The 18,325-nt window shown below is 68.9% G+C and carries 19 protein-coding genes; 12 read left to right on the top strand and 7 right to left on the bottom strand.

Annotation, left to right across the window (positions count from 1 at the left end; genetic code table 11):
• Positions 1-102 precede the first annotated feature (102 nt).
• Positions 103-753, top strand: a complete 651-nt coding sequence (locus ASD43_RS03295; RefSeq protein ID WP_056413528.1) for a TetR/AcrR family transcriptional regulator — start codon at positions 103-105, stop codon at positions 751-753.
• A 101-nt stretch (positions 754-854) separates the two neighbouring features.
• Here the strand turns inward: ASD43_RS03295 and ASD43_RS03290 are convergent, their stop codons facing one another.
• A complete protein-coding gene (locus tag ASD43_RS03290) occupies positions 855-2,210 on the bottom strand; it encodes a uracil-xanthine permease family protein (protein ID WP_056413525.1) in 1,356 nt (451 codons plus the stop codon).
• Between the two features lie 344 nt (positions 2,211-2,554).
• Positions 2,555-3,433 carry a phosphoribosylaminoimidazolesuccinocarboxamide synthase gene (locus tag ASD43_RS03285; protein WP_056413523.1) on the bottom strand — a complete coding sequence of 293 codons (879 nt, stop codon included), beginning with the start codon at positions 3,431-3,433 and terminating at the stop codon, positions 2,555-2,557.
• A gap of 69 nt (positions 3,434-3,502) precedes the next feature.
• On the opposite strand from ASD43_RS03285, the gene ASD43_RS03280 reads away from it, so the two are divergent.
• From ASD43_RS03280 to ASD43_RS03255, 6 genes are all read left to right on the top strand, one after another.
• Positions 3,503-4,051 carry a GNAT family N-acetyltransferase gene (locus ASD43_RS03280; protein WP_056413520.1) on the top strand — a complete coding sequence of 183 codons (549 nt, stop codon included), beginning with the start codon at positions 3,503-3,505 and terminating at the stop codon, positions 4,049-4,051.
• A 67-nt stretch (positions 4,052-4,118) separates the two neighbouring features.
• Positions 4,119-4,742 (top strand): PadR family transcriptional regulator, encoded by a 624-nt coding sequence (locus tag ASD43_RS03275; protein ID WP_082539223.1) that lies wholly within the window; start codon positions 4,119-4,121, stop codon positions 4,740-4,742.
• A complete protein-coding gene (locus ASD43_RS03270; protein ID WP_056413517.1) occupies positions 4,739-6,289 on the top strand; it encodes a DHA2 family efflux MFS transporter permease subunit in 1,551 nt (516 codons plus the stop codon). The genes ASD43_RS03275 and ASD43_RS03270 overlap by 4 nt, the downstream gene beginning before the upstream one ends.
• A gap of 68 nt (positions 6,290-6,357) precedes the next feature.
• Complete coding sequence (locus ASD43_RS03265; protein ID WP_056418990.1) at positions 6,358-6,888, top strand: GNAT family N-acetyltransferase; 531 nt, start codon at positions 6,358-6,360, stop codon at positions 6,886-6,888.
• A gap of 120 nt (positions 6,889-7,008) precedes the next feature.
• Complete coding sequence (locus ASD43_RS03260; protein ID WP_157550756.1) at positions 7,009-8,487, top strand: amino acid ABC transporter substrate-binding protein/permease; 1,479 nt, start codon at positions 7,009-7,011, stop codon at positions 8,485-8,487.
• Complete coding sequence (locus ASD43_RS03255) at positions 8,484-9,212, top strand: amino acid ABC transporter ATP-binding protein (RefSeq protein ID WP_056413514.1); 729 nt, start codon at positions 8,484-8,486, stop codon at positions 9,210-9,212. The genes ASD43_RS03260 and ASD43_RS03255 overlap by 4 nt, the downstream gene beginning before the upstream one ends.
• Positions 9,213-9,294: 82 nt before the next feature.
• Here ASD43_RS03255 and purD read toward each other — a convergent pair whose 3' ends face one another.
• Complete coding sequence (gene purD, locus ASD43_RS03250; protein ID WP_056413511.1) at positions 9,295-10,572, bottom strand: phosphoribosylamine--glycine ligase; 1,278 nt, start codon at positions 10,570-10,572, stop codon at positions 9,295-9,297.
• Positions 10,573-10,729: 157 nt separating this feature from the next.
• On the bottom strand, positions 10,730-11,410 hold the full coding sequence (locus tag ASD43_RS03245) for an NUDIX hydrolase (protein WP_056418983.1): 681 nt from the start codon (positions 11,408-11,410) through the stop codon (positions 10,730-10,732).
• Between the two features lie 61 nt (positions 11,411-11,471).
• Between ASD43_RS03245 and ASD43_RS03240 the strand changes: the two genes are divergently transcribed.
• Both ASD43_RS03240 and ASD43_RS03235 read left to right on the top strand, forming a co-directional pair.
• Complete coding sequence (locus tag ASD43_RS03240) at positions 11,472-11,843, top strand: sterol carrier family protein (protein ID WP_056413508.1); 372 nt, start codon at positions 11,472-11,474, stop codon at positions 11,841-11,843.
• Positions 11,844-12,054: 211 nt separating this feature from the next.
• Positions 12,055-12,369 (top strand): hypothetical protein, encoded by a 315-nt coding sequence (locus ASD43_RS03235; protein ID WP_056413504.1) that lies wholly within the window; start codon positions 12,055-12,057, stop codon positions 12,367-12,369.
• A gap of 15 nt (positions 12,370-12,384) precedes the next feature.
• Here the strand turns inward: ASD43_RS03235 and ASD43_RS03230 are convergent, their stop codons facing one another.
• Entirely contained in the window at positions 12,385-13,017 is a 633-nt protein-coding gene (locus ASD43_RS03230; RefSeq protein ID WP_056413500.1) for a hypothetical protein, read from the bottom strand.
• 161 nt (positions 13,018-13,178) lie between these two features.
• Between ASD43_RS03230 and purM the strand changes: the two genes are divergently transcribed.
• From purM to ASD43_RS03215, 3 genes are read left to right on the top strand one after another with little or no spacing between them, the layout of a single operon-like run.
• Entirely contained in the window at positions 13,179-14,315 is a 1,137-nt protein-coding gene (purM, locus tag ASD43_RS03225) for a phosphoribosylformylglycinamidine cyclo-ligase (RefSeq protein WP_056413497.1), read from the top strand.
• A 6-nt stretch (positions 14,316-14,321) separates the two neighbouring features.
• The gene (gene purF, locus ASD43_RS03220; RefSeq protein ID WP_056413495.1) at positions 14,322-15,794 is read left to right on the top strand and encodes an amidophosphoribosyltransferase; all 1,473 of its coding nucleotides are present in this window, start codon (positions 14,322-14,324) and stop codon (positions 15,792-15,794) included.
• Complete coding sequence (locus ASD43_RS03215; RefSeq protein WP_235564005.1) at positions 15,767-17,125, top strand: MFS transporter; 1,359 nt, start codon at positions 15,767-15,769, stop codon at positions 17,123-17,125. The genes purF and ASD43_RS03215 overlap by 28 nt, the downstream gene beginning before the upstream one ends.
• A gap of 24 nt (positions 17,126-17,149) precedes the next feature.
• Here the strand turns inward: ASD43_RS03215 and ASD43_RS03210 are convergent, their stop codons facing one another.
• Positions 17,150-17,989 carry an MOSC domain-containing protein gene (locus ASD43_RS03210; protein ID WP_056413491.1) on the bottom strand — a complete coding sequence of 280 codons (840 nt, stop codon included), beginning with the start codon at positions 17,987-17,989 and terminating at the stop codon, positions 17,150-17,152.
• Positions 17,990-18,089: 100 nt separating this feature from the next.
• Complete coding sequence (locus tag ASD43_RS03205; RefSeq protein WP_045254362.1) at positions 18,090-18,278, bottom strand: DUF3073 domain-containing protein; 189 nt, start codon at positions 18,276-18,278, stop codon at positions 18,090-18,092.
• Positions 18,279-18,325 lie beyond the last annotated feature (47 nt).

Raw genomic sequence — 18,325 nt, 5'->3', positions numbered from 1 at the left:
GAGTCTGGGGGGACTCATAGCCTGAATGTCTGTTCAAATTGTAATATATAGCGTTCGGATCGCAACCCGAAGGTGATCCGATCCTGGGGAAGTGATTGCCACATGGCTCGGTCCGAGGAGCACAATCGCGGTGCGAGTGCGCGCGCGCGGGAGGCCATGCTGGTCGCCGCCATCGAGCTCTTCGCCGAACGAGGGGTGAACGGCGCGAGCGTCGCCGAGATCACCCAGAGGGCGGGTGTCGCCCAAGGCCTGATGAACTACCATTTCGGCGGCAAGCAGCAGCTGATCTCCGCCGTGATCGATCGCTGGTACGAGACCCTGTTCGCGTTGCCGCAGGCGGACGGACCGGCGGATGTCCGGCTCTCGGGGATCATCGACGGGGCGCTCACCGCGACCGGCTACGCCATGCCGCTGCAGCGGACCGTGTTCGCCATGCAGCTCCAGCCCGACACGCACCGCCTGTTCGCGGAGTCGGAGAGCAGGTTCGACGAACAGTCCTCCAGCTCGGAGGACATCGTGCGGCAGATCTTCCGCGACCGGGGCGCGGCGGACCCGCCTCTCGAGGAGATCATGCTGCGGACGACGCTCGAAGGAATCTTCCTCAAGTACGCCGTCTACGGCGACACGTTCCCGCTCGAGGACTCCCGTCGCTGGGTGCACCGCCTCTACGGTCTGCCGGAACCGGAGGCGCCCCTGCCGCTGCGGCTGGCCCCGCGCAACCCCGATGCCCGCACTCGTGCGGCGCGGGCGTGACATGCGCATGACCGACCGCTGAGACGCGAAGATCCCGGATGCCGCGACGTGCGGCATCCGGGATCGTGGTCCCGTCGGTCAGGCGCGGGCTCCGCCGTCGGTCAGGCGGGGTCTCCGCCCAGCGGACCCACGGCCTCGAGCGGACGCGGGTCGTCGGCTCCCGTGCGCCGCGCTCGGGCGATCAGGTTGCCCACGTGGTAGATCAGCAGGGCGGCGACCGTGCCCAGCACGATCCCGCCGAACGAGAAGTCGCCGAGCTGCATCGAGAAGCCGGCGATGCCGATCACGAGCGAGACCGCGGCGGTGTACTGGTTGACCGGCCGCGAGAAGTCGACGCGGCTGTCGACCCAGATCTTGATGCCGATGATGCCGATCAGGCCGTAGAGCGCGGTGGTCGCGCCACCCAGGACGCCGGCGGGGATCGAGTTGAACACCTCGCCGACCTTGGGCGAGAACGCCAGCAGGATGGCGAAGAGGCCGGCCACCCAGTAGACGGCCGTCGAGTAGACGCGCGTCGCGGCCATGACGCCGATGTTCTCGCCGTAGGTCGTGGTGCCCGAGCCGCCGAAACCGCCGGCGATCGTGGTGGCGACGCCGTCGGCGATGAGCGCACGCCCGGTCTGCGTGTTCACGGTCGGGGCTTCGGTCATGCTCGCGACGCCGCGCACGTGGCCGATGTTCTCCGCGACGAGCACGAGCACCACGGGCAGGAACATCGCGATCGTCGACCAGGTGCCGGGCTCGACGAAATCAGGGAACTGGAACTCGGGCAGGCCGATCCAGGGCGCATCCGCGATGAGCTCGTTCGGGGTCTTGCCTCCGCGCAGTGCGTTGGGGACGTCGAACGACCCGTTGACCGCCGCCCAGATGAAGCCGACCGCAACGCCGAGGAAGATCGAGATGCGGCCGAGGAACCCGCGGAAGAGCACGGCGAACACGATGATCGCGACGAGTGTGATCGTCGCCGTGACCGGGTCGAGCGCGAAGTTGCTCCACGCGGTGGGCGCGAGGTTGAAGCCGATCAGGGCGACGATCGCGCCGGCGACGACCGGCGGCATCAGCGCATCGACCCAGCGCAGTCCCGCGAACTGCACGACGAGACCCACGATGGTGAGCAGGATGCCGACGGCCACCACGCCCGCGAGTGCCGAGCCGAAGTTGCCCGACGCCGTCGCGGCGGTGATCGGGGCGATGAACGCGAACGACGAACCCAGGTAGCTGGGAAGCCTGTTCTTCGTGATGAGGAGGAAGAGCAGGGTGCCGAGACCGCTGAACAGCAGCGTGGTCGAGACGGGGAAGCCGGTCAGCGTCGGCACGAGGAATGTCGCGCCGAACATCGCGACGACGTGCTGCGCGCCGATGGCGATGGTGGCGGGCCAGTTCAGACGTTCGGCGGGGGTGACGACGGCGCCGGCTTCGACGGTGCGGCCGTTGCCGTGGATCTTCCACAGGGGCATGCGGGCTCCTCAGGATCGGGGGGAGGGGAGTGCTGGAGCAACACTACCGATTCCTGTGTGTTCCCTGGGTGCCCTTCGTCTCGTCGCTGCGCTCCTCGCTCAGGAACCGCCGTTTGGGCTCCCGGTCCCTGAGCGGTCTGCACCCCGGTCCCTGCGCGAGTCGGCCTCTGCTCCCTGAGCGAGTAGACCCCCGGTCCCTGAGCGAGCGGAGCGAGACGAAGGGCGCCCTTCGTCTCGTCGCTGCGCTCCTCGCTCAGGAACCGCGGCTTAGGCTGCCGGTCCCTGGGCGCCCTTCGTCTCGTCGCTGCGCTCCTCGCTCAGGGGCCGCGGAGCGAGACGAAGGGTCAGGCCCCCAGTCGCTCGATGAGCTCGCGGTAGCGGGCGGCCGTGCGGTCGACGATGTCGTCGGGAAGCACGGGCGGCTCTCCCTCTTTGTCCCAGTTGGCGGCGAGCCAGTCGCGGACGATCTGCTTGTCGAAGCTCGCCATGCGATCGGTCGGCGTCGAGCCGGTGCGCCACGCCTCGGCATCCCAGTATCGCGAGGAGTCGCTCGTGAGCACCTCGTCGGCCAGATGCAGGGATCCGATGGCATCCGTGCCGAACTCGAACTTCGTGTCGGCGAGGACGAGGCCGCGCTCCTCGGCGATCGCGGCGGCGCGGGTGTAGAGCGACAGCGACACGTCGCGCAGTTCGGCCGCCCGCTCGGCGCCGACGAGCTCGACCGTCTGCGCGAAGGTGATGTTCTCGTCATGCTCGCCCATCGGCGCCTTGTAGGCCGGGGTGAACAGGGGTTCGGGAAGCCGGTCGCCGTTCTGCAGGCCTTCGGGCAGCGGGATGCCGCACACGGTGCCGCTCTCGGTGTACTCGGCCCACCCCGACCCCGTGAGGTAGCCGCGTACGACGCACTCGACGGGCAGCATCTCGAGCGACTGCGCGAGCATGGCACGGTCGGCGACGCTCGAGGGGATCTCGCCTTCGGCGAGGTGGTTCGGCACGTCCGCCAGCTGGTCGAACCACCAGCGGCTGAGTCGGGTGAGCAGTGCGCCCTTCTCAGGGATGCCGGGGGAGAGCACGAAGTCGAACGCGCTCACGCGATCCGACGCGACCACCAGGATGCGGGTGTCGGCGGCATCGTCCGAGGCGTACAGGTCGCGGACCTTGCCCGAGTAGATGTGGCGCCAGCCGGGGATGGTCTGCGCGTTGTTCTCCGAAGGTGTGCTCACCCGCCCATTATCGCGGAGCGCGAGAGGATGCCGCGTCCCGATGTCGGCGGTCCTGCCTAACGTGGGACCTTGACCGACGACATCCTCACCGAGCGGTTGCGGCTGTCGCGCCCGCACCCCTCCGACCTGCCCGAGGTGTTCGCGATCCAGAGCGATCCGCGGGTGTGGACGCACTACCCGAGCCTGCGTCACACCGATCCCGCGCAGAGCGTCGCGATGATGGAACGCTGGGAGCGCAGTTGGCAGGAGGCCGGTCTCGGATCGTGGGTCGCCCGTCTGCGCGACACCGGCGAGGTCGTCGGCAACGGCGGTTGCACCGTGCTCGGGGGAGAAGTGTGGAACATCGGCTACCGCATCGCCGGAGATCACCACGGCAAGGGGTATGCGACCGAGCTCGCGAGGGCCGGGGTCGAGCAGGCGCGCGCGCGGGATCCGCAGAGGCCCGTGATCGCGTATCTCGTCGAGCACAATCGCGCATCCGCGAATGTGGCCGTCAAACTCGGCCTCGAGCTCGTCCACCGAGCGCCGGACGTGGGAAATCCCGATCCCACGGTCATGAGACTCGTCTTCGCCGACCGTGAGCTCACCTCCGCACAGCTCGCGGCGGCGCTGCGATGAGCCGCCTTGTGGGAGAGGCGCGCACGGGCGTATAGTCCACATGGACTAATCGGGATGGAGGATCGCCGTGAAGAGCCCCGTCGACACACTCACCCCGATGGGTGTCATGGTGCTCGCGCTGCTGCGCGAGGGCGACATGCACCCCTATGAGATGGTGCGTCTGATGCGCTCCCGTCGTGACGAGCGCCTGCTGAGCATCACCAACGGCACGCTCTATCACACGGTCGGTCGACTGCAGCGGGAGGGGCTGATCGACGAGGTCGGCATCGACCGCGACGGCAATCGCCCCGAGCGCACCACCTACACGCTCACGGATGCGGGTACGGACGCCCTGGTCGACTGGCTGCGGCGGGAGCTCTCCGTCATCGACCGGCCCGCCGAGTTCCGCATCGCGCTCGCCGAGGCGCACAACCTCGAGCGGGCAGACGTCATCGAGTGTCTTCGCTCCCGACGCGACGCTCTCGACGAGGGGCACGTGGTGCATCGCGACGGACTGGTCGACGCACGCGCCAAGGCCGTGCCCGAACAGGTGCTCGTCGAGTTCGACCGCCAGGAGGTGCTGCTCGGCGCCGAGCTGCGCTGGCTCGACTCTCTCCTCGAACGCCTCGAATCCGAGGAGTTCGCCTGGGGCCCCACGGCTTTCGAGGACACAGACCGCTACCTCGCTCAGCGAAAGGCTGCACAGCAATGACCGAATCCCGCCAGGCGACAGGACCCGACACGGGAACCTTCGCCGCCGGACAGCGCCCCGCGAGCCCTTGGCCCGCCCTCTGGGCCCTCGTCATCGGCTTCTTCATGATCCTCGTCGACACGACGATCGTCTCGGTCGCGAACCCCGCGATCAAGGCCGCGCTCGATCCGACGACCAACAACCTCGACAACGTGGTGTGGGTCACCAGCGCCTACCTGCTCGCCTACGCGGTGCCGCTGCTGATCACCGGACGTCTCGGCGACCGCTTCGGGCCCAAGAACATCTACCTCATCGGCCTCGCCGTCTTCACCCTCGCCTCGCTCTGGTGCGGACTGTCGGACTCGCTCGAGATGCTGATCGCGGCTCGCGCGGTTCAGGGTCTCGGCGCCGCATTCATGACGCCGCAGACCATGGCCGTGATCACGCGCACATTCCCGCCCGAGCGCCGCGGCGCGGCCATGGGCCTGTGGGGTGCGACGGCCGGTGTCGCGACGCTCGTCGGGCCGCTCCTCGGCGGTCTGCTCGTCGACGGATTCGGCTGGGAGTGGATCTTCTTCGTCAACATCCCCGTCGGCGTCGTCGCGTTCGTGCTCGCGTGGCGCCTCGTGCCGAGGCTGCAGACCACCCCGCACCGCTTCGACGTCCTCGGCGTGATCCTCAGCGCCGTCGCGCTGTTCCTGATCGTCTTCGGGCTCCAGGAGGGCGAGAAGTTCGGCTGGGGCGTCATCTGGGGGCCGATCTCGGTGTGGGGCCTCATCATCGCCGGTCTCGTCGTGCTCGCGGTGTTCATCGTGCAGCAGGCGCGCACCCGCAGCGAGGCGCTCGTTCCGCTCGACCTCTTCCGCGACCGCAACTTCTCGGGCGCCAACGTCGCGATCGCCGCAGTCGGCTTCACGGTCACGAGCATGTCGCTCCCGATGATGTTCTTCCTGCAGACGGCACGAGATCTCACGCCGACCGAAGCTGCACTGCTGCTGATCCCGATGGCGGTGCTGTCGGGAGTGCTCGCGCCGTTCGCCGGCAAGATGCTCGATCGCGTCGATCCGCGCGTCATCCTCATCCCGGGTCTGCTCTGCGTGGGCGTCGCCCTGGTCTGGTACTCGGCACTGATCGACATGGACACTCCGATCTGGATGTTCCTGCTGCCCTCGGCGCTGATGGGCCTCGGCAACGCGGGCATGTGGGGACCGCTCGCGACGACCGCGACGCGCAGGCTTCCTCGGCATCAGGCCGGTGCGGGTGCCGGCATCTACAACACCACTCGCACGATCGGATCGGTGATCGGCTCGGCATCCATCGCCGCGTTCATGCAGTCGCGTCTCGAGGCGAACCTTCCGGGGCTCTCCGACGCCCCGTCGGGCATCAGCGGTGGCGGGTCGTTGCCTCCTCAGGTCGCCGAGGGCTTCGCGGCCGGCATGTCGCAGGCGATCCTGCTGCCCGCCTGCGTGATGGTCGTCGCCCTCGTCGCGTCGCTGTTCCTCGGACGCTACGACAAGGCGGATGCGGCGGCATCCGCTCCCGTGGAGGCCCCTGAGCCTGCGGCCTGACCCAGCCCTGACGGCGAGCCGAGGCTGACCGGTTTGCGACGATCATGCCCGCTGTGATGTCATCGGGCATGACGATCGAGCTCCTGAGACCCTCCGCATCCCTGTTCGACTCCTGGGCTGCCGCTGTCTCCGAATTCGGTGACGGTCATGTCGACGGATCGGGTCTGCGGGCACCGGTCACCCCTGACCGGGCGACGCTGGACGCCCTGATCGAGAAGTCGACTCTCTGGGCCGACACCTCGGCGCCGTTGCCCGACGACATCGTGCACAACGACCTGTACTGGGTCGTCGATGACGGCGAGGTCGTCGGTTTCCTGTCGTTCCGTCACGAGCTCAACGACCACCTGCGGGAGGTGGGCGGTCACATCGGCTATTCCGTGCGGGAGTCCCGGCGACGTCAGGGCTACGCCTCGGCTGCGCTGCGCCTCGGCCTCGATCGGGCGCGCGAGATCGGACTCGAACGGGTCATGGTGACCTGCGATGACGACAACATCGGATCCTTCCGCACGATCGAGAGTGCGGGCGGGATGCTGCAGGACGTCCGCGTCGTGCCCGAGCACGGCGACACCCCGGTTCGCCGGTACTGGATCTCGCTCTAGCCGGAGGCCGTCCCGAGCGCTCGCGGACGCGGCGACACGCCGTCCCCGGTTAGGGTTGATCGTCGACGACCATCCCGGTGGCAGTGTCCTGCCGCCCACCCGATCCGAGGAGCATCCGTCGTGATCCCACATCCCTCTCCTGCGTCCGCGCGTCTGCGCACGCTCGGACGAACCGTCGGAGCGATGGCGCTCACGGCGTTCATCGCCGCCGGTGCGCTGCTCGGCGGTGCGACCGCGGCATCCGCCGACACCACCGGTGAGACCTACGTCATCGGCACTGACACGACGTTCGCGCCGTTCGAGTTCACCGACGAGAACGGCGACCTCGTCGGCATCGACATGGATCTGCTCCGAGCGATCGCCGAGGATCAGGGCTTCGAGGTCGAGATCCGCCAGCTCGGATTCGACGCCGCTCTGCAGGCCCTGCAGTCGAATCAGGTCGACGGCGTCATGGCGGGCATGTCGATCACCGAAGACCGCCAGCAGACGTTCGATTTCAGTGACCCCTACTTCACCAGCGGCGTCCAGCTCGGCGTGCTCGAAGCCAGCGACATCCAGTCGCTCGACGACCTCGACGGCAAGGCCGTGGCGGTCAAGACCGGCACCCAGGGGCAGACCTTCGCCGAGGACAACCAGGATGAGTTCGGCTACCGGATCACCCCGTACTCCGACACGACCGACATGGTCGATGCCGTCAAGGCCGGCCAGGCGGTCGGCTACTTCGAGGACTTCCCCGTGCTCGCGTACGGCATCCAGCAGGGCTCGGGCTTCCGTCTGATCGGCGAACCCGAACTCGGCGGGGAATACGGCTTCGCCGTCAACAAGGGCATGAACCCCGAGCTGATCGAGAAGTTCAACGCCGGCCTCGCGAACCTCCAGGAGTCTGGCGAGTACGACGAGATCGTCGACACGTACCTGAGCGCCGGCGAGACGACCACGCAGCCGACCGACATCATCTCGGTCGCGGTCAAGTACTGGCCCGCGCTGATGAGCGGTCTCGGGCTCACGATCCTCGCGACGCTCGTGGCCCTCGTCGCCGCGTTCATCCTCGGCATCGTCTTCGGCTTCGGTCGCATCTCGAAGTTCCTGCCGTTCCGCTGGCTCGCCACCGCCTACGTGTTCGTGTTCCGAGGAACACCGATCCTCGTGCAGGCCTTCTTCGTGTTCTTCGCGATCCCGCAGCTGTTCCCCGGGCTCACGTTCGACCCGTTCGTCGCGGGTGCGATCACGCTGTCCCTGAACACCGGCGCCTACATGACCGAGATCATCCGCGGTGGCATCCAGGCCGTCGATCCCGGTCAGAACGAGGCATCGCGCTCGCTCGGTCTCGGCCACTGGAAGACCATGCAGAAGGTCGTGCTCCCGCAGGCCTTCCGCATCATGATCCCGTCGTTCGTGAACCAGGGCATCATCACGCTCAAGGACACGTCGTTGATCAGCGTCATCGGGCTCGCCGAGCTGACCTTCCAGTCGCGTCAGATCATCGCCTCGACGTACCTGTCGGCGCAGGTGCTGACCATCGTCGCCATCATCTACTTCGTCGTGATCACGCTGCTGACGCTGCTCGCGAACCGCCTCGAGAGGAAGTTCAACGCATGAGCAAGATCGCCGTGCAGAACCTGCACAAGTCCTTCGGTCAGAACGAGGTGCTCAAGGGCATCGACCTCACGGTGGAGGACGGCGAGGTCGTCGCCGTCATCGGGCCGTCGGGTTCGGGCAAGTCGACGCTGCTGCGCTGCCTCAACAAGCTCGAGGAGCCGACGTCGGGCAAGGTCGTCATCGACGGTGTCGACCTCACCGACAAGAGCGTCAAGCTCGACGAGGTGCGCCAGCGCATCGGCATGGTGTTCCAGCACTTCAACCTCTTCCCGCACATGACGGTGCTCGAGAACATCACCCTCGCCCCGATCGAGCTGGGCAAGTTCTCGAAGGCGAAGGCCCGCGAGCGGGGGATGGCGCTGCTCGAGAGGGTCGGCCTGACCGAGAAGGCGGATGCGAAGCCGGCATCCCTCTCCGGCGGTCAGAAGCAGCGCGTGGCGATCGCCCGTGCGCTCGCGATGGACCCCGAGATCATGCTCTTCGACGAGGCGACCAGCGCGCTCGACCCCGAGATGGTCGGCGAGGTGCTGCAGGTCATCCGCGACCTCGCCTCCGGCGGGATGACGATGGTGCTGGTGACCCACGAGATGGGCTTCGCGCGCGAGGTCTCCGGCCGCACCGTGTTCATGGACGACGGAGTCGTCGTCGAAGAGGCGACGCCCGCCGAGCTGTTCGGCGCTCCGAAGAACGAGCGGCTGAAGGACTTCCTCTCGAAGGTGCTCTGAGTCCTCACCTGTGACGAAGGCCCTCGCCCGGTTCCCGGACGAGGGCCTTCTTCTGCTCCCGGACAGCGGCCCCGGGCCCGGTCTACTCCGCGACGCGGGCGGCGATGTCGGTACGGAAGTGCGACCCCTCGAGCGTGATCCGGCCGATGGCCTCGTACGCGCGCTCGCGGGCGGTGGGGAAGTCCGCCGCCACGGCGACGACGTTCAGCACGCGGCCACCGGTCGCGATGAGGGATCCGCCGGGGGCGTCCGGGCTCGCGGTCGCGGCGTGCACGAGACGCACCCCCTCGACGGCCGCGGCGTCGGCCAGGCCCTCGATCGGGCGGCCGGTCTGCGGTGCGTCGGGGTAGCCCTCGCTCGCGAGCACGACGGTGATGGCGACGTCGTCGCTGAAGACCGGCTCGGGCTGGTCTTCGAGAGTGCCGGATGCCGCGGCGAACAGCAGTTCCGACAGTGGGGTCGTCAGCCGCGGCAGCACGATCTGTGTCTCGGGGTCGCCGAACCGTGCGTTGAACTCGATCACGCGCACGCCGGCCGGCGTGAGGATGAGCCCCGCGTAGAGCAGGCCGATGAACGGGGTGCCCTCGCTGTCGAGCTGACGGATCACCGGCAGCGCGACGTCGCGGGTGACCTCCTCGACGAATGCCTGCTCGCTGCCGAAGTCGTCGGCGAGCCAGGGGAGAGGCGAGTACGCGCCCATCCCGCCGGTGTTGGGGCCTTCGTCGCCGTCGAGCGCCCGCTTGAAGTCCTGCGCGGGGCTGAGCGCGCGCACGGTGTCGCCGTCGCTGAGGAAGAAGAGCGACACCTCGGGGCCGGAGAGGAACTCCTCGATCAGCACGGGGCCGGACGGCAGGTAGTTCTCGGCGTGGGCGAGCGCGTCGCCCCGATCGGATGTGACGATGACGCCCTTGCCCGCCGCGAGACCGTCGGCCTTCACCACGTAGGGGGCGCCGAGGTCGTCGAACGCGGCCTCGACCTCTGCGCTGGTGGTGGCGCGGACCGCGCGACCGGTGGGCACGCCCGCGGCATCCATGATCCGCTTCGCGAACGACTTCGACCCCTCGAGCTGAGCCGCCGCCTTCCCGGGGCCGAACACCGGGATCCCGTGCGCGCGAAGCACGTCGGCGACGCCGGCGACCAGCGGGGCCTCGGGGCCGATGACGACGAGGTCGATGCCCTGCTCGTTGGCGAAGGTGGTCACCGCGGCGCCGTCGAGCACGTCGAGCGTGACGGGGATCGCGTCGTGCGCCATGCCCGCGTTGCCGGGGGCGACGAAGACCTCGTGCTCCGCCTTCTCTGCTCGCAGAGCGAGGATGATCGCGTGCTCACGGGCACCGGAACCGAGGACGAGAATCTTCACGCCTCCAGACTACCGAGGCCCGCGCGCGGGTTTCGGCGGGATGCGAGCGCGTGCAGGACTCAGCACAGAACCGTGCACGGGGCCTGGACCGGACACATTCGCGGCCGGCGAGCGCATCGGTGCTGAATCGTGAACGTGAAAGAGGCGAGGCGAGGACTCAGAGGTCGATCGGGCGCTCGAGCGACCGATCCCACTCCCGCGTCCACCCGGTCGCGTCGAACAGCGCGTCGAGCACCATCGCGGTGAACCCCCACACGATCGTCCCGTCGACGTCGAAGGCGGGGCCCTTCCAGGTGCGCCCCAGCCGGTGCAGCGTCGAGGTGAACCGGGTCGCGGGGTCGAGCAGCTGCGCCACCGGCACCCGGAACACGTCGACCGTCTCGGCATGATCCACCGCCGCGACGCGTGACGGTGAGCGCCACCACCCCAGCACCGGTGTCACCACATGATTGCTCGCCGCCAGCGGAAGCTCGGCCAGCGTCGCGAGCACGTCGACACCCGAGGGATCCAGACCCGTCTCCTCCTCGGCCTCGCGGAGGGCCGTGGCCACGGCATCCGCATCCTGCTCCTCGCGCCGACCACCCGGGAACGACACCTGCCCCGGATGCGACGACAGGGTCGCGGCCCGGCGTTGCAGCAGCACATCGAGGTCGGCGGCGACCGTCAGCTCATCGGTCCGCGCCGGGATGCTGTCGAGTCGGCCGAACAGCACCAGTACGGACGCCGCGTGGGCGGGGCCGACGATCGGCGGGAAGGGGCGAGCCCAGGCATCCGCACTCCGGGCGGCGGCCAGCAGCTCGGCGCGTGCGCCGGGCAGGGCATCGGAGGTCTGGCTCATCGCCTCGAGCATATTCCCGTGGGCGCCGGGTGCGGCGGTGCGCGCGGCGTAGCCTGGGCACATGCCTCCGAGGAAGATCGACATCATCGACGGCCGCGCGGCCCTCGACGCGGTGCGAGGAGCGGATGCTGCGGGCGAGAAGCCGGCGCGCACGGCTCTGGCCACGGCGGTGCGCTACCTGCTGCAGCTGCTCGATGAGAAGGCTCCGGGCAACAGCGTCGAGGTACGGGTGCCGCCGTTCGGCGCGGTGCAGGTGATCCAGGGGCCCCGGCACACACGGGGAACGCCCCCGAACGTCGTCGAGATGGATGCCGCGACCTGGATCGCCGTCGCGACGGGTGCGGAGCACTGGGCGGATGCGGCGTCCTCGGGCCGCGTCAGTGCCTCGGGCACACGGGCCGACCTCGCTGACGTGCTCCCGCTGCGCCCCTGACGTCCGCCGGAGTCGTGCTCGTTCGCGTCGGGCGATGAGAGCGGCAGCGCGCTGCCTCCGCAGAACTCGTGGCCTGAGCCGCGCTCGATGCCTGAGCGGCACCGCGTTGCCCGCGCAGAACCTCTGGCCTGAGCCGGACACCCCGTTGCCCGAGCAGAATCCCTCTCCGCAGGCGGCCGCGCGAGGTCGCCAACGGTGGGACAATGGACTCATGTCCTCCCCCGATTCCCCCCAGACGGTCGAGGCGACCGTCCGCCGTGTGCCGCGCTTCGGCGTGTTCATGGGCATCGGCGTCGTGCTCGGCATCATCGCCGCCGGCATCCTCACGATGGTGGGCAGCTACGAGCCGTCCGACGCTGTCAACGTCGTCTACCCTCCGGGCCAGGTCTTCGGCTTCCTGCTGCTGTGGACGGTGCCGATCGGCTTCGCGCTCGGCAGCGTCGTGGCCCTCATCCTCGAGCGCACGGCGCGTCGGCACGACCGGGTCGTGCACGTCGAGCACGAGACGATCATCGAGAGCGACTGACACCCGCCTCGCGGATCAGGCCAGCTCCGCGATGATCGGTCGGATCGCCGCGTCGAACGACACCACGTCGCGTCGCAGGCCGTCGGTCACCGCGACCGTCAGGGCGCCGACCCACCAGATGCCCCGCTGCGAGAACGGCAGCACCTGAACGTTGAGCTCGAACGAGTGCGCCCGCCGACCGACGTCGCGCTCGAACTCGGCGATGGCGCTCGCGTAGGCGCGGTACGCGTCGCCGCCGATGGTGCCGCCCGTCGAGCGGCTCCCCATCGAGCTGCGGATCGAGGCGACGTACCTGTCGTGCGCCACGCGTGCGAAGTGCAGGGCGGAATCGGCCTGCGGTGCGATCGCCGCGGTCAGCTCCTCGGCGCCGGTCGCGGGGAGGGCGACGAGCGTGTCGAACCCTTCGACGAGCTCGAGAGGCACCCCCGAGGGATGCGCCCTGGGCTCGACCGTCATGTCCCAGTACTCGCGCCATTGCTTCTCGAGGCTCGGTGTGACCTCGGCGGCATCCGGCGCGCGCACCGGCAGGTCGCGCAGGCTCGGGAGGTCTTCGGGAACCCGGATGCCGAGCGACTGCCGCAGCGCGAGCGCGACGAGGACGGGAACGCTCGCGTCCTCGCGGATCAACCACTGCGGCTTGTCGGCCATGGCCCCATCGTAGGAGACGCTCACGTCATCACGGCAGTGTCGACGGCGGAAGCGTCCAACATCCGCGGTCGAGTGACGGGGAATGATGGAGAGGCGCAGGATCACATCCGGACGATGGCTCCTGGTGAGACCCGTCGCCTGCCGGGCGCTAGGCTGGAGGGGTGGCTGCCTCCCCCACCAATCCCTATTCCGAAGCCGGCGTCGACACCGCTGCAGGTGATCTCGCCGTCGAGCTGATGAAGTCGTCCGTGCGCGCGACGCACGGTCCTGAAGTGCTGGGCGGTGTGGGCGGATTCGCCGGCCTGTTCGACGCCAGCGCGCTGCGCGACTTCCGCCGACCGCTGCTCGCCACCAGTACCGACGGCGTCGGTACCAAGGTCGCCATCGCGCAGGCCATCGACAAGCACGACACGATCGGGCAGGACCTGGTCGGCATGGTCGTCGACGACATCGTCGTGGTGGGAGCGAAGCCGCTCTTCATGACCGATTACATCGCCTGCGGCAAGGTCTTCCCGCAGCGCATCGCCGACATCGTGCGCGGTATCGCCGAGGCGTGCGCCGCGACGGGCACCGCGCTCGTCGGCGGAGAGACCGCCGAGCACCCCGGGCTCCTCGGGCCGCGCGACTACGACGTCGCGGGTGCGGCGACGGGCGTCGTCGAGGCGGACGGGATCCTCGGCGCCGATCGCGTGCAGGACGGAGACGTGGTCCTCGGGGTCGCGTCGAGCGGTCTGCACTCCAACGGCTACTCGCTCGTGCGTCACATCGTGACGAACGCGGGCATCGGCTACGGCGACAACGCCGCCGACTTCGGGATGACGTGGGGCGAGGCCCTGCTCGAGCCGACCCGTCTCTACACGCTTCCCCTGCTGCGTCTCATCGAGAAGCTCGGCCCTTCGACAGGCTCAGGAACTGGTGGCGTGCATGCGCTCAGCCACGTCACCGGAGGCGGCATCGCTGCCAACCTCGCACGCGTACTCCCGCAGGGGAGCTGGGCTGAGGTCGATCGCAGCACGTGGTCGCCGAGCCCGATCTTCCGGGTGCTCAGCGACATCGCGGGATCGACGCTGGAGTCGGCCGAGGGAACCTGGAATCTCGGCATCGGCTTCCTCGCGATCATCTCGGCGGATGCGAAGGATGCGGCGATCGCCGCCCTCGCGGCCGAGGGCATGCCCGCATGGCAGGTCGGCACGGTGGGCTTCGGAGCCCGCCCGTCCGGCGAGTTCGAACAGGGCGCCAAGGGCGTCGACGGCGGAGCGGTGCGCCTGATCGGCGCCTACGCGGACGGAGCGAAGTAAGAGTCCATGTGCGGCATCGTCGGAATGGTGGGCTCTGCCCCGGTCAATCAGGACATCTACGACGCACTCCTGCTGCTGCAGCACCGCGGCCAGGATGCGACGGGCATCGCCACCGCTGAGGCGAACGGCGTCATGCACAACGCCAAGGCGCAGGGCATGGTCCGCGAGGCGTTCCGCACCCGCGACATGCGCGCGCTGCTGGGCAACGTCGGACTCGGACACGTGCGCTACGCGACCAAGGGCACCGCGTCGAACGAGGAGGAGATGCAGCCGTTCTACGTGAACGCGCCGTACGGCATCATCCTCATCCACAACGGCAACCTCACCAACACCCGTGAGCTCACCGCCGACATGGCCCAGCGCGACCGCCGCCACCTCAACTCCTCCAGCGACACCGAGCTGCTGCTCAACGTGCTCGCCGGCGAGCTGCAGAACACCACGTCGACGGTCGACCTCGACTCCGAGCGGATCTTCGAGGCGGTCGAGCGCACGCACGAGCGCATCGAGGGCGCCTACGCGGTGATCGCGGTGATCGCCGGGTACGGTCTGCTGGCGTTCCGCGATCCCTTCGGCATCCGTCCGCTGATCCTCGGACGTCGTCCTTCGACGGTCGTCGGAGCGGAGGGGCGCGACGAGTGGGTCGTGGCCAGCGAGTCGCTCGTGCTCGAGAACGCGGACTACGAGGTCGTGCGCGAGATCGAGCCCGGCGAGGCGATCTTCATCACGAACGAGGGCGAGCTGCACAGCCGCCAGTGCGCGAAGGATGCCACTCTCGCGCCGTGCGCGTTCGAGTACGTGTACCTCGCGCGTCCCGACTCGGTCATGAACGGCGTCTCGGTCTACGAGTCGCGGCTGCGCATGGGCGACAAGCTCGCCGACACCATCGCGAAGCACGTCCCCATGGACAAGATCGACGTGGTCATGCCGATCCCCGATTCCTCGCGTCCCGCGGCCATGGAGGTCGCTCGCAAGCTGGGCATCGAATACCGCGAGGGCTTCTACAAGAACCGTTACGTGGGTCGCACCTTCATCATGCCGGGGCAGGCGGTGCGCAAGAAGAGCGTGCGGCAGAAGCTCAACGCCATGTCGACGGAGTTCCAGGGCAAGAACGTGCTGCTGATCGACGACTCGATCGTGCGCGGCACGACCTCGAGGGAGATCATCCAGATGGCCAGGGATGCCGGCGCCACGTCGGTGACGTTCGCCTCGGCGGCGCCCCCCGTGCGGTATCCGCACGTCTACGGCATCAACATGCCCTCGCGTCACGAGCTCATCGCGCACGGCCGCACCATCCCCGAGATCGCCGCCGAACTGGGCTGCGACCACCTGGTCTACCAGGAGGTCGAGGACCTCAAGGCCGCGATCACCGAGGGGTCGGTGCTCGACGATCTCGACATGAGCTGCTTCGACGGCCGGTATGTGACCGGCACCGTCTCCGACGAGTACCTCGCGTGGGTGGAGGGGTCGCAGACCTCGTGACCTCGGGTGCGCAGCCGCTGTGGCGTGGACGCGCGCTCGCCCTGATCGGCATCGTCCTGGTCGCGTTCTCGCTGCGATCGGCCGTCGCCTCGCTGTCGCCGGTGATCGACCATGTGGCCGAGGACTTCCCTGTCTCCTCGGTCGTCGTCGGCCTCATCGGGGCCGCTCCGCCGGTGTGCTTCGCCGTGTTCGGCCTGCTCACCCCGCTTTTCGAGCGGCGTTTCGGTCTCGAACGCGTCGCGGTCGTCGCGATCGCACTGATCGCGGCCGGTCTGCTGCTGCGCAGCCTCGCCGTCGACTCGACGTCGCTCCTCGCCGCCACCGCCGTGGTGTTCGCGGGCGTCGGCTCGGGGAACGTGCTGCTGCCGCCGCTGGTCAAGAAGTACTTCCCCGATCGCCTCGGGCTGATGATGACCGTGTACTCGACCACGATGGCCGTGTCGACGTTCGTCCCGCCCCTGGTCGCCGTGCCGATCGCCGACACGGCGGGCTGGCGCGTGTCTCTGGGGCTGTGGGGCGTGTTCGCCGCGATCGCCCTGGTGCCGTGGGTGACGATGCTGCTCGCTCACCGCACGGCCGGCCCCGCAGCGCGCGTGCCGGCGGCTGGTTCGACATCGACGGATGCGGATGCGGATGCGGATGCGGATGCCGATGCGGATGCCGACACCGATGCCGCCTCGCTGGCGACCGGCCCGATCGGCACGTCACCCGCCAACCCCCGGGTGTTCGGTCGACTGTGGCGCCTGCCCCTGGCATGGTCGATCGCGCTGGTCTTCGGGGCGTCGTCGACCGTGGCCTACGTCTCGTTCTCGTGGCTGCCCACCATCATGATCGACGTGGGTGGGGTCTCGCCCTCGAACGCAGGGCTGCTGCTGTCGCTGTTCGGCCTGATGGGGCTGCCGTGCTCGCTGATCGTCCCCGTCCTCATCGTGCGCTTCCAGGCGACGCGACCGGTGTTCTTCTTCGCGATCACCTCGGGACTGATCGGCCTCGTCGGATTCCTCTTCTTCCCGACCGTCGGGCTCCCGCTCTGGGTGGTGCTGTTCGGCCTCGCGCCGGCACTGTTCCCGGTCGCGCTGGTGCTGCTGAGCATCCGTGCCCGCACCCCCGAGAGCGCCGTCGCGCTGAGCGGTTTCGTGCAGAGCATCGGGTACGCCGTCGCGGCCGTGTTCCCCCTGCTGATCGGTCTGCTGCACGACGCGACCGACAGCTGGGTGATCCCCCTGTGGGTCCTGGTCGGTGTGCTGATCGTCGTGATCCCCGCGGGATGGGTCGCCGGTCGGCGACGGACGATCGAGGAGGACTGGGAGCGCCGGTACGGGCGGTGGTGACGCGCCCCTGACGGTGCCGCCAGGTCACGCCGGCGCGGGAGTTCCCTGCGCGGTGGGCAGCCGCACCTCGTCGCCGAGCCTGATCGTGCCGGACGAGACCGAGCCCTCTGTCGTCGCGGGAAGCAGCAGGCGTCCCAGTGTCGGCTCCTCCTGAGCGAGGGCGCCGGTGAGGGTGGTGAGCACCTTGGCGTCGCGGATGCCGGTGTCGGGGTTCGCATGTGTCGCGAGACACCGCACGATGGGTCCCTCCGTCTGCAGCGTCACCTCGCCGATGCGCACCTCGCCCGACCAGTCGAGCTCCTCCCAGGCGTCGACGCCGTCGATCACGATGTTCGATCGGAAGCGGCGATCGTCGACGTCGATCCCGAGTGCGCCGCCCAGCGCGAGCGTGCTCGCTCGTCCGTGCACCGAGATGAAGCCGCGAGCGCGGTCCTGGAAACGCGCCGTCTCACCGTCGCCGACGAGCACCAGCGGCAGACGACCCGGGCGCGAGAGCTTGCGGCCCTCGGGGGTGGCGAGGACGAACTCGGTGACGGCCTCGGCCAGCGCGGTGCGACCGTCGGCGTCGAGGCCGGCCTCGACCAGCAGGTCGCCGCCGTGTTCGATCCGCACCCGACCGGAGGCATCGTCGTATCGGGTGCGGAGCGCGGCCACCGAGGGGAAGTCCTGCAGTGAGAGACCCCGCGCCTTCGGCCAATGGTCCAGACCGTCGTCGCGCCGTTCCGGCGTCGCTGCGTCCGCGAACCGGAAGGCGAGGACTCGGTCGCCGGCGACCCTGCCGTCGGACTGCACGTGCAGCTCCTCGACGGACTCGGCGGTGAAACCCTTGAGGGGATGGCGGTACAGGGCGACCACGCGGGGCATCAGGACATCCTCTCGGAGGGGCGCGTACACGGGGAACCGGTCGCCGGGTACGACGAAACCCCCGCAGGTCGTGCGGGGGAGAAGTCGAACGGAGAGGCGATCAGGCCTTCTCTAGTTCATCCTCGTCTTCGTCTGCGTACTCGTCGGCCCACTTGTCGACGTACGCGTCTTCCGAGTCACTCGGGTGCGCGAGCTCACGTTCGAGCGCCGAGTAGTTCACCGACGGACTGAATGACTTCAGTTCGCGAGCGATCTTGGTGTGTTTCGCCTTTTGACGGCCACGGCCCATGCGCGAGACCCCCTCACGAGTTAAGCTGCGGGCAACGAAAGCCCGAG

Source organism: Microbacterium sp. Root553, assembly GCF_001426995.1.
Classification (GTDB): Bacteria; Actinomycetota; Actinomycetes; order Actinomycetales; family Microbacteriaceae; genus Microbacterium.
Note: the sequence above shows the minus strand (reverse complement) of the source record. Positions and strands in the feature narration are given on the sequence as shown.

Excerpts from the sequence above, each read along its gene's own strand:
- ASD43_RS03245 (WP_056418983.1), bottom strand. The coding sequence starts at position 11,410 with ATGAGCCAGACCTCCGATGCCCTGCCCGGCGCACGCGCCGAGCTGCTG.
- ASD43_RS03205 (WP_045254362.1), bottom strand. The coding sequence starts at position 18,278 with ATGGGCCGTGGCCGTCAAAAGGCGAAACACACCAAGATCGCTCGCGAA.
- ASD43_RS03255 (WP_056413514.1), top strand. The coding sequence starts at position 8,484 with ATGAGCAAGATCGCCGTGCAGAACCTGCACAAGTCCTTCGGTCAGAAC.
- ASD43_RS03265 (WP_056418990.1), top strand. The coding sequence starts at position 6,358 with ATGACGATCGAGCTCCTGAGACCCTCCGCATCCCTGTTCGACTCCTGG.
- ASD43_RS03290 (WP_056413525.1), bottom strand. The coding sequence starts at position 2,210 with ATGCCCCTGTGGAAGATCCACGGCAACGGCCGCACCGTCGAAGCCGGC.
- ASD43_RS03240 (WP_056413508.1), top strand. The coding sequence starts at position 11,472 with ATGCCTCCGAGGAAGATCGACATCATCGACGGCCGCGCGGCCCTCGAC.
- ASD43_RS03230 (WP_056413500.1), bottom strand. The coding sequence starts at position 13,017 with ATGGCCGACAAGCCGCAGTGGTTGATCCGCGAGGACGCGAGCGTTCCC.
- ASD43_RS03270 (WP_056413517.1), top strand. The coding sequence starts at position 4,739 with ATGACCGAATCCCGCCAGGCGACAGGACCCGACACGGGAACCTTCGCC.
- ASD43_RS03235 (WP_056413504.1), top strand. The coding sequence starts at position 12,055 with ATGTCCTCCCCCGATTCCCCCCAGACGGTCGAGGCGACCGTCCGCCGT.
- ASD43_RS03295 (WP_056413528.1), top strand. The coding sequence starts at position 103 with ATGGCTCGGTCCGAGGAGCACAATCGCGGTGCGAGTGCGCGCGCGCGG.
- ASD43_RS03210 (WP_056413491.1), bottom strand. The coding sequence starts at position 17,989 with ATGCCCCGCGTGGTCGCCCTGTACCGCCATCCCCTCAAGGGTTTCACC.
- purF (WP_056413495.1), top strand. The coding sequence starts at position 14,322 with ATGTGCGGCATCGTCGGAATGGTGGGCTCTGCCCCGGTCAATCAGGAC.